Source organism: Paraburkholderia bannensis NBRC 103871, assembly GCF_000685015.1.
GTDB lineage: Bacteria > Pseudomonadota > Gammaproteobacteria > Burkholderiales > Burkholderiaceae > Paraburkholderia > Paraburkholderia bannensis.
Window position 1 is genome coordinate 1 of record NZ_BAYA01000055.1, and the last position, 13,155, is coordinate 13,155.

Consider the following 13,155-nt stretch of genomic DNA (forward strand, 5'->3'; position numbering starts at 1 on the left):
AACAAGCTGCTGCTCGATCCCTACGCGAAGGCGCACGTGGGCGCGCTCAAATGGCACCCCGCCGTGTTCGGCTACACGCTCGACAGCCCGGACGCCGATCTCTCCTTCGACACGCGCGACAGCGCGCGTTACGTGCCGCGCTGCCGCGTGGTCGACCAGACCTTCAGCTGGCACCACCCATTGCGCGAGCGCGTGTCGCGCGAACGCGCAATCGTCTACGAGACGCATGTGCGCGGCTACACGATCCACCATCCCGACGTGCCCGAAGAAGAACGCGGCACCTTTGCGGGCATGGCGAATTCGAAGGTGGTCGATTACATACGGGGCCTGGGCGTCACCTCGGTCGAACTCATGCCCGTGCATACCTTCGTGAACGATTCGTACCTGCTGGAGCGCGGCCTCACCAACTACTGGGGCTACAACACGATCGGCTTTTTCGCGCCCGATCCGCGCTATTCGGTGGGCGCGCATGGCTCGATCGACGAGTTCAAGAACATGGTCGACCGCCTGCATCAGGCGGGGCTTGAAGTGATCCTCGACGTGGTCTACAACCACACCGCCGAGGGCAGCGAACTGGGCCCGACGCTATCGTTTCGCGGCATCGACAACGCCTCGTATTACCGGCTCGTCGGCGACAACCCGCGCTATCACATCAACGACACGGGCACTGGCAACACGCTCAATCTCTCGCATCCGCGCGTGCTGCAAATGGTGACGGACAGCCTGCGTTACTGGGTGCTGGAAATGGGCGTCGACGGTTTCCGCTTCGACCTGGCAACGATCCTCGGGCGCGAGTCCTATGGCTTCGACGAAGGCGGCGGCTTTCTCGACAGTTGCCGCCAGGATCCGATTCTCGCGAGCGTCAAGCTGATCGCCGAGCCCTGGGACTGCGGCCCCGGCGGCTACCAGGTGGGCGGCTTCCCGCCGGGCTGGGGCGAATGGAACGACCGCTTTCGCGACACCGTGCGCGGCTGGTGGAAGGGCGACGAAGGCAAGGCCGCCGACCTCGCCACGCGGCTGGCCGCGTCCGGCGACCAGTTCAACCGGCGCGGACGCCGCCCGTGGTCGAGCGTGAACTTCGTCACCGCGCACGACGGCTTCACGTTGCAGGATCTTGTCTCGTACAACGAGCGCCACAACGAAGCCAACGGCGAGGAAAACCGCGACGGCCACTCGGACAATCTCTCGTGGAACTGCGGCGTCGAAGGGCCGACCGACGACGCCGAGATCCGAGCCCTGCGCGAGCGCCAGAAGCGTAACTTCCTCGCCACGCTGCTGCTTGCGCAAGGCACGCCGATGCTGCTCGCGGGCGACGAGTTCGGGCGCACGCAGCGCGGCAACAACAATGCATATTGCCAGGACAACGCGATCAGTTGGGTCGACTGGAACGGCATCGACGAAGACGGCCATGCGCTCGCCGATTTCGTGCGCAAGCTCACGACGCTGCGCCATGCGCTGCCGGTGCTGCGGCGCAATCGCTTTCTCACCGGCGAGCACAACGCGACGCTCGATGTCACCGACGTCGAATGGCTCTCGCCCGCAGGCGTGCCGCTCACAGGCGAGCAATGGGGCGATGCGCAGATGCAATGCTTCGGCATGCTGATCGATGGCCGGTCGCAGACCAGCGGGATCATGCGACTGGCGTCGGACGCGACCTTGCTGATTGTGCTCAACGCGTATCACGACGTGGTGGATTTCACGCTTCCATCGGTGCCGGGCAACGATCAGTGGAGCTGCCTGATCGACACGAACAGGCCGGTGCGGGATGAACTGCTAGAATTTGAAGCCGGTGACGCCTATGAGGTGACGGGCCGCTCGCTGCTGCTGTTCGCGCTGCACGCGCGCGGCGCAACGCAGCGCCTGTTCGACCGGCTGGAGCGGGATCTGGCCGGCCAGACGCGGTAGTTGCCCTGATTCGCGATTTGCAGAGGCAGCTTTCGGAGCGCTACTGAGAGATAATAGCTAAGGGGCGAGCGTGATCGTGCATGCGCCTACTCCTCAATTCTTCTGCGGGGAACCTCGTGCGTCGTGAAAAATTTCTACATGGCAAGGACGCGAACTGGAGTCATGGCCCATTGCTCGTGCTGAATCTGGGGCTGCGTGTCGTTGGTTCGGCTAATATGGGGGCAGCGTCGTTGACCGGTGCCCACCTTTCGGAAGTGCCGGATCTTCTCGCCCGTCCGGACTGGTTGCCCTCGCTTGCGACATTGACAAGCTGCATCGAAACCGCGCTGCTCTTGGGTGGCGCTCAACTGGCAGCGCCCGCCCACGCCAACCTCGACCCGATCGTGATCTACCCCATATGGCGTGGAGGCGAGCGCATCATTATTTGTCAGGCCGCGCCACAAGCGCTTAACGCTTCGCGCTCGCAACGACCAGGACGACCAGAACCGCCTCAACGCAGCCCCCCGTTTTTCAGCAAAGTACCCGGTACCGCCGGGAACCGACTGCTGCTGGACACTGCGAACCGGCTCGCAATGGCGGTCGAGGCGGCCGATATCGGTACTTTCTATGTTCCTTTGCCACCGGGTGCCATACACTGGAATGCTCAATGCGGCAATCATTTCTTTACGCCACCTGGCTCCCCAGTCGATTTCGATCACTTCTACAGTCGGCTGCACCCCGAGGATCGTGAGCGGACCCGTGCATGTGTTGAGGCAGCGATAGTTCATCGACGTCCCTACGATATCGAGTACCGTGTTGTTTCTCCCCACGGAACGGTCCGCTGGATTCGCGCGAAAGGCGCAGTGCGTCTCTCTTCTTCCGGGCAGCCTGAGCGTTTTGACGGCGTGACGATCGACATCTCTGCTCAGAAGCAGGCGGAAGCCGATCGTGACAGGCTATTACTCAACGAGCGGATCAACCGTCTGGAGGCAGAACAGGAGGTTCGGGCCAAGGACACTTTCATCGCCACCGCATCACACGAATTGCGAACGCCATTGAACGCGATCCTCAACTGGGTCGAACTGCTGGAGCGTAAGGCGGATGACAGTGACTTCGTGCGACAGTGCGTAGAAGTCATCAAGCGCAATGCACTTGGCCAGACCCGGCTCGTCAATGATCTGCTGGACGCCAGCCGGATCGCCGCAGGGAAGATGGACATTACGATCGCTCCTCTGGATGCGAACAAACTGCTGCTCTCCATCGTCGAGGCCTTCAAAGATGACGCACAGCGCAAAGGTATCCATATCGTCTGCGAATTTGACGCGAAGATGCCAGTTGGCGGTGATGAAAGCCGGCTACGCCAGGTTTTCTCGAACATTCTTGCAAACGCGATCCGTCATACCGCACAAAACGGCCATATTCGCATATCGATCAACCATCATGAGAGGGATCTCGCGGTCGCTATTTCAGACGATGGGGACGGCATCCCGGTCGACATGCTCGAAGCGATTTTCACCTCATTTTCGCAGGCCGACTCGACCTCGACACGCAAGCACGGGGGGCTGGGCCTGGGCCTGGCGATCGCGCGCCAGCTCGTGAACCTCCATGGCGGCCACATAAATGCATTCAGTCGCGGTCCCGGCACCGGCGCTACCTTCAGCGTGACTTTGCCGATCTTCGAGATCGAAGAAAGTGTTCTGTCGTCATGCACCACCCCGGAACGTGCTGGGTCGGGTGAATCGACCGCCCCGACTGCGGCAGCTTTTGGCCAGATGCGAATCCTCGTCGTGGAAGATGATCCAGACTCGCTCTTGGCCCTGCGCCTGTCCCTCTCAGAGCTCGGTGTTGACGTCACTGCAGCGGCATCGGCGCGTGAGGGTCGTCGCGCCATCAGATTGCACGCTTACGACGGCATCCTTTCGGATATCTGCATGCCGGAGGAGGACGGGTACCAGTTTATCCGCTCGCTTCGTGAGGAAGGGATCGCTACACCGGCGTGCGCCATTACTGCGCTCGCGCGAGAGCAGGACAAACGCGATACCATTTCTGCAGGATTCGACCTGCATCTTGCCAAACCGGTCACGCGCGCCGCTTTATTGCGGCTGCTTTCCCAAATCGCAAAAGCCAAAGCCTCCGGCGCCAGATGTGAAGCGGGAGACAGCGAGAGGTAGGGAACATAAATTGCGCGCAGGGATAATAATCAATCCGAGAAAACGCCACGCGATGACCCTGATAATTAACGTTGACGGCTGCGAGCGTGCAAGGAATTCAAGGTCGCGAATCCTGAAAAGCGCAGGATTTACTGTAGTCAACGCTGCGTCCGGGCATGACGGCCTTCAGGCGGTGAACGAATCTGTTCCAGCGCTGGTCATCCTCGCCGTGGATCTCCCCGACATCGCTGGCGTCGAAATGTGTCGGCGGATAAAGGCCCGCTGGGCTGAGCACCCGGTGCTGGTTATGCGAATCTCTGCGGGTTCACGAAGGGCACAGGAAAAGATCATTTCGCTGGAGAGCGGCGCCGACAGTTATCTCTGTGAGCCTATCGGCCCCGACGAACTCGTCGCCAGTGTAAGAGCACTGCTCCGTCTGCATGTTGCTGAGAAGACGTTGCGCGATGCACAGCACTACAAAGATTGCTTTTTAGCGACGCTCCCGCACGAATTGCGCAATCCGTTCGTGCCGATCCGCAATGCACTCCAGCTCCTTGGCACATGCAACGGGCCGTCGGGCATTTATGCCGATGCGCATCGGATTGCGAGTCGCCAGGTCAAACATCTCGGTCGGCTTGTGGATGATCTGTTAGACCTATCCCGGGTTTCAAATGGAACAATTGTCTTGCAGAAAGAGCTTGTGGATCTGCGGCCGTGTTCACCCTTTAGACTTTGGCCGACCTCAATGGCTATACATTCCAGTGTGTAGTTCTCGACGACGGTCAGTACCCGAAGACGTCGACCATCGAACAATGCATCGGCAACGAAATCCATACTCCAGATTTCGTTGATCGTAGTTACGAGGTGCCGAGGCTGCCGTAGTCGTGCCGACTTGTTGCGCCACTGCCGCTTATGCCGCAGCGACAGGCCTTCGGCGCGATACAGCCTGCAGACGCTCTTGCAATATCTCGCCGGACTTCCCGTCGCAGGACCACGTGAACGCGTCGATACCCATAGTGCCCACGAGTGACTGTGATCTCCTTGATACGCATGAGGAGTGCCGACGAGTCGCGCGCGACTGACTGATACCGGTACCGCAAACGAGACATGCCAAATAACGCACACGTCTTCGCCAGACTCGTTCGATAGCGATCACGCAACTCATCGATCAACATGCGGCGACGGGCAAGCGTCAGAGCTTTTTTGCTAGTAAGTCCTACAGCATGGCCTCGTCCAGGCTCAGGTCGGCCACCAGTCGCGTCAGCTTTGCAGTTCTCTTCGAACTGGCCAACCGGCGCAACTCGGAAGGTCCGAACCCTCCGAACTTCTTCTTCCAATTGTAGAAGGTCGCCTCGCTAATTCCGAGCTTGCGGAGATCTCTTCGGCCTTCGTACCTAGCTCGGCTAGCTTCAATGCAAATGCGATCTGCTCTTCCGTAAACTTGCTCGTCTTCATGGCATGGCCTTCGTGTCCGCTCGGACGCATCATGCTGAATTTCTCTACTTTTGAACCAGACTATTTTTTGGGCGAGGGTCAATGTAGGCGTTATCCACCGGCTTGCCAGGGCCGCATGAACGACAGCGTAACGCCCACTTCGGAAGCCCATGCATCCAGTTGTCCACCATGATGGTCCCCGGTAGGCCACGCATTTCGCGGAAGCACATGCTTGACCCGTTGTCCATAGCACACCGATATGCCGAAGCGGCAATTTCCACGCGAAAGGCCATTGCTATCTCCTCTTTCGCCGATAGCCAGTTGCCCAGACGGCGTTTGGACGCCGTCTGTGTGTTGCTGGATGCTTTGGCGTCCATGCCTCACCTCCCTGTTGTGCGAAACCGGTGCGACCGGGTGATTAATCGCCGACCTTTTGTGCAAGCGTCTGCGACATACGGTAATGATCCTCCACTGTCGGCAGCGCTTTTTTGGGCCGCCTTCTTGATGTCGGCATTCTGACCGTCGGCGATTTCCTTCCGAAAGCATGGATCGCATCCTTATGCCACTGCACTCCTACTTTCTGCGCGTAAGCCTTGTCGAACTCAGCGCCCTTTAGCGGACGCAATGAGTCGATCACGGAGGTATCGGAATTGTCCTTAGGTATTGCATGATCGCGTAGACACCGGCAAGAGCAGCCTCCGCGCAGCAGGCGTTGAAGGTTCGAGATCTCAAGAGACCCTATTTTCAGTTCCCTTGAAGAACCTCATCGCTCGATGCGCCCAAGTTTTACGAGACGCGAACTGAATGCGCCTTTAGTGGGGCCGTGCTGTGCCGCCAGTGCAGCCACGTTGGCGCCCTCATCGTAGGCCTTGACCAGGCGTTCGTCCTCTTCTGGCGGCCCTGAAGCGCCGGCGTTTTGCGCCTTTTTCGCAGTGCACGCCCGCGCCGCCGGTTCATCGAACAGATGTTCCAATCCCTGTGCGGCAGCGAATAGTGCGCGGATCACGTCCGGCTGGTTGAATGGGCTCTGATCGCAGAGCACGTCACCTGTCAGTGGGTCAATACCGTCAGCGAGCGTTCGGATGATGGGCAGGGCTTCTCGAGGCGACATGATTTTCGAGCAGGATATACAGCGAATTGACCGAGGTTTAGCTGAACAGTCGCGGGTCGATCTTGAACGGCTCCTTGCGGATCACGCGCACGCTGGACATCTCGGGGTGCAGCGGATTGAGCAGCAGGTTGAAGTCGGCCTGACACACTACAGATGGCACGCGCATAGCGAGTTGCTCTCCGCGCTCAAGCCATTGCCGGCCGATCTCCGCTGTAGTGCCCGGATCGCGGTCGAGTTCGGCCCAGTCCGGCGGCAATTCGGGCTGGTAAGCGTTTTCAAATGCGACGTCCGGCATATCAAGGGTGACAAGGAAAAATCCCCCCGCCGGCAGCAGACCTGACAAATGCACCAGCGTTTCGAGCACTGCCGTTGAAGCATTGCAACAGGAATACAGCACGCGTCTGCCCTTCGGATTCCATCGGCCGCCGGAGATCGCCGCGCCGTTGCCACTGAGATCGTCGGCGAGATAGAGACCGGGCTTTTCCATTGCAAGACGGAAAACCTTCATGCAGGAATGCCAAACGTGGCGCGAAGCAGGATGTCGCGGACTCGGTCATAGCCGGGCTGTGAATCGAGCACTTCGAGCGGCCTCAGCCCCCCAAGCTCTGCGTTCGCACGTTGCATCCATTCGGCCGCCAGATCTGCGTCTTCAAACACTTGCGTTGCCTGTTGAAGAACGTAGAGGACGCGCGCAACCCGATCGGATTCCGCGACAGACAGGCGTTCCTGGTTCGCAATCTTGCGCAGGATGGTCGAGGTCGGAAGGCTCAAGCCAGCTAGCAGCGTTTGCAACGGGACGTGCAGCAGTTCCCTCGCCACCCGCTCCACGATGATCGATTCCATACCATCGCGAATCGTCTGGCGCTGCGCCAGCGCGTCCATTTTTTCGAAGATCTCAAAATCGTGTGGTTTAGTGCCGAGGCCGTTGGTGCCCACGTAGGGCCTTGCCGCGCGCGAGGCCGGGCGCTTGGCTGCCGGATTACCGGCGTGGGTGTGCGTTGCCATGTTGATCGACTCCCATGTGGGATGAAGCGGATTCCCATATGATAGCACTATCTCATTGGAGCGACAAAAAATATCATATGAGAGTCGGGATGCCGTGAAATAAAGTATCGTGCTCTCGGCGCGAACTTTTCGCACATAATAGCACGATCGTTCGATAATACTTATTATGTCAAATTTATACCATCCATCAATCGAAGAAATGCGCGTTGAACTTCAGGTTCTGAATCGCGCCGTATCCACGTTGTTTGCCACACACCCCAACCCGGACGCGCTGCGCGAAGCGTGGGCTAACGTCATGAACGACCTGAAGCCGGCGAACATACCGGCAAATGCAGATAACGTCACGAAGGAGCGTTACGACATTCATTGCAAAGAATATCGCTTCGCGATGGATCTGAAAAACCGTATCGGCGCGTTTTCCAAGCCAGCACCGTAACGAACCGTCCAGTCCAGATCGCGCACGGCTTCGCCAGGCGCGAATCTTATCCAGCGTCTTTCTGCGTTTTAAAAGAAGTATGGAACCCAGCTATCTAACCGCTTTTGTAGGCCTCACGGGGTCGATCACGACTATTTTGGGCGTCTTCATTACCAGCCGCACACAGATAGCAAACCAGAGTTTCAATAATCGCTTCCAGCTTGAGCTCGCACGCGAGAAATCCCGGCACGATGCCTGGCGCGCCGCGAATGAGGCGGCAACCTCCCAACTGGCCCACGCACACAAACTTCTGAGTTTCCTCGGCAGAGAATTCTCCGTAACCGGTCTCAACATCATGTGGACCGCGACAATGTCGGTTGAGAACTTCAATGCAAAATACATGGCCTTGTGCGAGAAAGCCGACGAACTACTTATGATCGTCGATTTCCACGCCCCTGAAGCGTCTGACGCATGCCGTGATATGTACGGCCAGATGAGTATGTTCTGGGGAAACTTCGGAAATGTGCTGCACCTCACGGCATCTGGCAAAAAGGTCGATTCCGATACTCATTGCTTCAAGGAAGCACATAAGGCGGCGACGACACTCGGCCAGAAAGTGGGCTTGGCAAAGAGCCTTGTCCGACAAGCCTATCAATCAAGCCGCGTCGCAGAACAGTAGCAGCCACGCGAGCTGACGATCGTCGTTGTCGAAAGACTTTCGCCTGGGGTTGAGGCGCGATCGCGTGGGGGTGCGGATTCTGAACATGAGCCGGCCGCAACGAGTCAGTGCATCCGGCTCGGATCGTGGCGAGCGTTGCGCCGTACCTTGAGCACCACGCGGGACCACCCTGCTGGCGGTCTCTCTGAGTTTCGTGCACTTCTCCGGTTAGGCAGGTAGGCAGGCTTATGACTGGCGTGCCTTGTCTCGTGGCCTGTCTAGCGCGGGCTAACCGGCGAATTGCGCCGAAATCAAATCCCCCTAGTTATATGAGGCTTGAGATGAGATGGCAGCCGCACGTTGCACGGTGTCCATGTCGCGCGATCGGAATGCCGCCATCTTTCATCGCTTCATCGCCTTCCTCGATTACATTGGGCGACACGTCGGGGTGCTGTGGACAAGAGACGCGGTCTCCCTTACGTGCAACGTAGCGACCCTCGAAGCGCATACTCGTCGATCCGGTCTCGACTCTTCCATTGTGATCGGTACTATCGCCAATTCGAATCAAATTTATCATCCGCTTCCGACCCAAAGTTAATAGCAATTCCCGATAAACAAATTTGTGACTCAACCCGCCATATGAAGATTCGTCGGGTCTCGCCCCCGTGCTCGATGACGGCATTTCTCGGCACCGTCAGTCCGAACGCATTGCAGTAGCTAGCTCCTCAAGTCGCAATCTCATCGACGCAAGTATGCAAGCGGGATTGGAGCCGCAGGCATCACGCTGTTGCATCCAATGACGCTGGCTGTGATTGAGATCTGCCGCTTGCTTTGCGCCTAAGTCTCTCACGTGTGCCTGGGCCAATTTATATGACGCAGCAACACTTTCGTCGAAAGCGGCCAGTTGATATGAGCCACAAATCGCGTGCTCAGTGGCCGACGTCGCTCGATCACATTGGAAGGATGCTTTGATTGCCGGACTTCCGGAAATCCTTTCAAGTACCAGAATAGATTCATCTCGCCAACGCATAAACAGTTTTTGTTCGCCATCTGGAACAATCCAGGCACCGGATACTGCAGTGTTACCGGGGGTGCCATTCGATATTCCTAGATCGCCTTGCCAAAGACCATTTGAACAGGTGAGACTGATAGCCCGGACATGCTGCTCACCGTTGAAATTGAGTTTGTAGTCGCGAACCGGATTCGAGTCCGCTGAATGCTGATCGTCGTAGCCGCCAACGCTGCGGATCATCAGATCCTTGAGCGAGGTATCGATGTATCGCACCTCCGGGTTTGCACAACGATCCATATCGTCCGATGCATCGTCGGTAACACCAACGCGCGAGAAATCAAAGATCCGGCCTTTAAGGCGTGGATCATTCCAGATGTACTCGGTCGAGCGTCCCGACTCTGTATTGAGATGGACTTCCTCTACCCGCCATTTGCCGATCAAGCTATCCGGTAGTGTTGCGCCGTAGGTATCTACCGCATATACCAAAATGGTAAGAATGGTCAGCAAGTAACGCCTTGTACGTATTGCCCACGTCATTTGAATTTCTCTCCTGCTATATTCAGGTTATTGCTTTGCTGGAAGAGGTTCGCCGTGATATTCATAGCGGCCGGTTGTGTAAAGAGTGGTCTCGTCATTCCTTCTTTTCACAAGACCATCAAACTTCTGACCACCTGAGTAAACATATTTACGGATCTGATCCATTGCGGAAGACACGTCCCCTCGATTAACCATATCTGCTACTTTTGACCAACCTCCTCCTGGATTGTATGCGTAGGATACGAGCGCATCGAATTGGTTTTTCGTAAGATCAATCTTGATGTCAGAGTTGACTTTGTGAATGTAAGGGGGAAGTACCTTATGCAATAGATCGGCTTGCTTGTTGTCGCTCAGATTCACCAGTTGAGCATGCTCAAGACAAAATGCTTTCGCGCCCGGCCCGTGAAGGCCAGCGGCTCCTGAGATTGCGTGTGCTGTAGAATCATCAATCCCGATCGCTTTCATATCAACTATGATGCTCTCAGCTGAGCGCGCCTTCATGTCATAGCCGGGCCCCAACGTTACACCACTATCACCACCCGGCCAATGTAACCTATTCGTGACATTGGCAAGGTGTTCCTGCATGTAGATAAAGTAAACCCCGTCTTCGGAAATCGTCTTCGCAGCGCCACCGAAAGAGGCGAAATTTCCTACTAAAGCGATGGGATGCAAATGCCACGGCTGCGTGTCTTTAGGAAAGCCGGCGACACTGGCAGCCTGCTCCCACCATTGCAGCTTTCCGATTCGCTCGACCTCTGCCTGCCACAGCCAAAGCAGCTTTTTCATCAATGGCGATAGATCATTCCACTTACCAAGACCGCCTCCCCACTCAGTCTCCGAGCGGACCGCGAGGTGCGAGATCGCTTCCGCAATCCACGGTGTTTCCTGAGCGTGTCGCAGTTCCTGTGCAGTCACCTTTCCATCGTGATTGGCATCGACAGCCTTCTCCAGCTTGATAATCAACTCACCAGCATTTACGGCGAGCGCACTTGGCTCGAAATCCGACGCACTTTCGCCAGGCAGGTACTGGTCAGTCGCGTATAGATAGCGCTTCAACATTTCGACCGGTTTGAAGCCAGTATTGTCGACCAACTCAAAGCCCGGCCAGTCCCACGGTCCGCACATTCGCACCAGTGCATGGTCTTTCTCGCAAACCCACCCTTGTCTATCCGATCCATCTTTGCTCCCGAGCTTGATGTACCACCAACGGGTTCCGTGCTCGTCAACGGCGATGTTATCCGCCCCGAGCTTGTCAAGATCGGCGCGACGGAACACCTCGCGGAAGTCCGCTCCCGGGCCTTTGACCTTGGAAAGACTCAGCGGAAAATTCGTCCAACCGAGAATTAAATCGGCGGTCGTCGTATTGGCGAGTTTTGCATCGACCCAGATCTTTGTGCCCACGTTCTGAAATGTCACGTGCGGATGATGGCCGCCACTGGTCTTCTTTTCCTGCGGCTGCACGAGAACCCAACGACCGCCACGCGCTGGAGCCACCGGCGCCAGCTTCAATCCACCAGCGGGAGGCTGCACTTTCTGATCACGTTCCGGAACAGTGGTAACTAGAAGCGCGCCCGGCGAGACTTCCATTAGGGTCTTCGCGCCGGGGAGATCCAGTCCGTCTTTTGCCTGTTGTTCTGCGTCCCGGGCCTCAGTCGCGCGATGCCGGCTTTTGTCAATGAACTCCTTTAGTTCCCGCCCGGCGAACACTTCAAGATGCACAAGCGAACGTACCGTTGCGCCCTTGATAACCTTCGCATCTGTATAACGTAGATAGTGGCCCGGTTCCCCAACTATTTCTCCGGCTTTCACCGGATAAGGATTTTTCAGGACGACCACCGTATCGCGAGGCTGGGGATCAACAACAAGGTCTAGCCCGGCGAGCGGAACCCAGCTCCACGGGGCATGGGCATCAACCGTCTTTCCGACCATTCCTGCCACTGGCTGCCCGCTCTTGAGCGACTTGATCTTCACCCAGCCTCGATGTGTCTCTGTATCGGACGCAATGAGTTCTGCCCCTTTGGGTAGCACCCCAATCACCTTTCCATTCGGCGTGTTGCAAATGCGCAGGCCGACGACGGGCGGGGGCGGGGGAGGTTCGTCATCAACCGGCGACGGCGGAACCGTATAGTTATCGTCGATAAAAGCGCCAAGCGGATCGTAGGTCGGTGAAGGAGCAGGTGTTGCCTGCTTGGGCTTTGGCACGGCCTGCTTGTCCTGGGCCTTCTCCCCAACCCGGTAATAGCGATCCCCCTGCCAGTACGGCATAGACGCGAGGTTAAGTTTTTTTGTGTCGATGCCCGCCACGCCTTCTCTGGTCTGCGCGGCCTGATAGGTCGCATAGTCCGTCAGGTGCATGTAGAGGCTGAAGAAGGTCAGTGTTTCATCTGGCGCTGCCTTCTTTGGCGGCGCAGCAGCAGATGTACTCGCGGGTTGGGCCGTCGATGCAGCTTGCGGCGCGGACGCACCGTGAGACCCCGAGGCCGGTTGCGCGGTGGTTTGGCCCTGAGCTGTCGATGCGGCAGCTCGGGCCGGGACCGGGGGCAGCGCCAGCTTGTGACGGATCAGCACGAAACTGGTCGAATAAGAAGCGTGGCGGCCGTCCTTGTAGACCTGCTCGGGATATGCGCTGTCCAACCTGTAGGCGACCACCTCGCCATCGGCAATGGCCCTTATCCCCTCATCCTGATTCAGTAATTTGGCGGTATTCTGGTCGAAATGGATGCCTCCATGGAGCATACCGCTTGCGCCCAAGGGGAAAAAACCATCCTCCGCCGATGCCAGCGCTTTCATGTAGGTCATCGGATCGCTGGCGTCCTGTTTCGAGTCAACCGGCGTAAACGGGAACGCCCAATTCTTCAGCGGTTCATCGACGGCCTGCGCCGCCGGTGCGGGTGCCGACGGCTGTGCGGTAGTGGGCTGCGTGGGATGGGTATTCGTGCTCATAGGACT

The 13,155-nt window shown here is 57.6% G+C and carries 12 protein-coding genes and 1 pseudogene; 5 read left to right on the top strand and 8 right to left on the bottom strand.

Annotation, left to right across the window (positions count from 1 at the left end; translation table 11 throughout):
- The 3 genes from glgX to BBA01S_RS46450 form a co-directional block, all read left to right on the top strand.
- On the top strand, nt 1-1,905 hold a 1,905-nt coding region (glgX, locus tag BBA01S_RS37875), incomplete at its 5' end, for a glycogen debranching protein GlgX (RefSeq protein WP_027820950.1).
- A gap of 80 nt (nt 1,906-1,985) precedes the next feature.
- Complete coding sequence (locus BBA01S_RS44685; protein WP_084162793.1) at nt 1,986-4,055, top strand: hybrid sensor histidine kinase/response regulator; 2,070 nt, start codon at nt 1,986-1,988, stop codon at nt 4,053-4,055.
- A gap of 52 nt (nt 4,056-4,107) precedes the next feature.
- Nucleotides 4,108-4,803, top strand: a complete 696-nt coding sequence (locus BBA01S_RS46450; RefSeq protein ID WP_084162794.1) for a hybrid sensor histidine kinase/response regulator — start codon at nt 4,108-4,110, stop codon at nt 4,801-4,803.
- On the opposite strand, the pseudogene BBA01S_RS48350 reads toward BBA01S_RS46450, so the two are convergent.
- The 5 genes and pseudogenes from BBA01S_RS48350 to parS form a co-directional block, all read right to left on the bottom strand.
- Nucleotides 4,749-5,489: pseudogene (locus BBA01S_RS48350) on the bottom strand (transposase); the annotation flags it as partial. The gene BBA01S_RS46450 and the pseudogene BBA01S_RS48350 overlap by 55 nt on opposite strands.
- Before the next feature lie 397 nt (nt 5,490-5,886).
- On the bottom strand, nt 5,887-6,216 hold the full coding sequence (locus tag BBA01S_RS46465) for a DUF4142 domain-containing protein (RefSeq protein ID WP_084162795.1): 330 nt from the start codon (nt 6,214-6,216) through the stop codon (nt 5,887-5,889).
- A gap of 15 nt (nt 6,217-6,231) precedes the next feature.
- Nucleotides 6,232-6,579, bottom strand: a complete 348-nt coding sequence (locus BBA01S_RS37890; protein ID WP_027820951.1) for a hypothetical protein — start codon at nt 6,577-6,579, stop codon at nt 6,232-6,234.
- Between the two features lie 37 nt (nt 6,580-6,616).
- A complete protein-coding gene (locus BBA01S_RS37895) occupies nt 6,617-7,087 on the bottom strand; it encodes an RES family NAD+ phosphorylase (RefSeq protein ID WP_027820952.1) in 471 nt (156 codons plus the stop codon).
- Nucleotides 7,084-7,584 (bottom strand): type II RES/Xre toxin-antitoxin system antitoxin, encoded by a 501-nt coding sequence (parS, locus tag BBA01S_RS37900; RefSeq protein WP_027820953.1) that lies wholly within the window; start codon nt 7,582-7,584, stop codon nt 7,084-7,086. The genes BBA01S_RS37895 and parS overlap by 4 nt, the downstream gene beginning before the upstream one ends.
- Before the next feature lie 199 nt (nt 7,585-7,783).
- Here parS and BBA01S_RS37905 point away from each other — a divergent pair, with 199 nt between their 5' ends.
- Together BBA01S_RS37905 and BBA01S_RS37910 are read left to right on the top strand one after the other, a co-directional pair.
- A complete protein-coding gene (locus BBA01S_RS37905; RefSeq protein WP_027820954.1) occupies nt 7,784-8,020 on the top strand; it encodes a hypothetical protein in 237 nt (78 codons plus the stop codon).
- Nucleotides 8,021-8,099: 79 nt separating this feature from the next.
- Nucleotides 8,100-8,678, top strand: a complete 579-nt coding sequence (locus BBA01S_RS37910; RefSeq protein ID WP_027820955.1) for a hypothetical protein — start codon at nt 8,100-8,102, stop codon at nt 8,676-8,678.
- 304 nt (nt 8,679-8,982) lie between these two features.
- Here BBA01S_RS37910 and BBA01S_RS46470 read toward each other — a convergent pair whose 3' ends face one another.
- The 3 genes from BBA01S_RS46470 to BBA01S_RS44690 form a co-directional block, all read right to left on the bottom strand.
- Nucleotides 8,983-9,234, bottom strand: coding sequence for a PAAR domain-containing protein (locus tag BBA01S_RS46470; protein ID WP_084162796.1), 252 nt, complete (start codon nt 9,232-9,234; stop codon nt 8,983-8,985).
- A 117-nt stretch (nt 9,235-9,351) separates the two neighbouring features.
- Nucleotides 9,352-10,176: a lysozyme inhibitor LprI family protein gene (locus BBA01S_RS47420; protein WP_167336091.1), complete on the bottom strand. Its 825-nt coding sequence runs from the start codon at nt 10,174-10,176 to the stop codon at nt 9,352-9,354.
- Between the two features lie 57 nt (nt 10,177-10,233).
- Nucleotides 10,234-13,149: a glycoside hydrolase family protein gene (locus BBA01S_RS44690; RefSeq protein WP_042298566.1), complete on the bottom strand. Its 2,916-nt coding sequence runs from the start codon at nt 13,147-13,149 to the stop codon at nt 10,234-10,236.
- Between the last annotated feature and the right edge of the window lie 6 nt (nt 13,150-13,155).

Excerpts from the sequence above, each read along its gene's own strand:
- BBA01S_RS44685 (WP_084162793.1), top strand. The coding sequence starts at position 1,986 with ATGCGCCTACTCCTCAATTCTTCTGCGGGGAACCTCGTGCGTCGTGAA.
- BBA01S_RS46450 (WP_084162794.1), top strand. The coding sequence starts at position 4,108 with ATGACCCTGATAATTAACGTTGACGGCTGCGAGCGTGCAAGGAATTCA.
- BBA01S_RS37890 (WP_027820951.1), bottom strand. The coding sequence starts at position 6,579 with ATGTCGCCTCGAGAAGCCCTGCCCATCATCCGAACGCTCGCTGACGGT.
- BBA01S_RS37895 (WP_027820952.1), bottom strand. The coding sequence starts at position 7,087 with ATGAAGGTTTTCCGTCTTGCAATGGAAAAGCCCGGTCTCTATCTCGCC.
- parS (WP_027820953.1), bottom strand. The coding sequence starts at position 7,584 with ATGGCAACGCACACCCACGCCGGTAATCCGGCAGCCAAGCGCCCGGCC.
- BBA01S_RS37905 (WP_027820954.1), top strand. The coding sequence starts at position 7,784 with ATGCGCGTTGAACTTCAGGTTCTGAATCGCGCCGTATCCACGTTGTTT.
- BBA01S_RS37910 (WP_027820955.1), top strand. The coding sequence starts at position 8,100 with ATGGAACCCAGCTATCTAACCGCTTTTGTAGGCCTCACGGGGTCGATC.
- BBA01S_RS46470 (WP_084162796.1), bottom strand. The coding sequence starts at position 9,234 with ATGATAAATTTGATTCGAATTGGCGATAGTACCGATCACAATGGAAGA.
- BBA01S_RS44690 (WP_042298566.1), bottom strand. The coding sequence starts at position 13,149 with ATGAGCACGAATACCCATCCCACGCAGCCCACTACCGCACAGCCGTCG.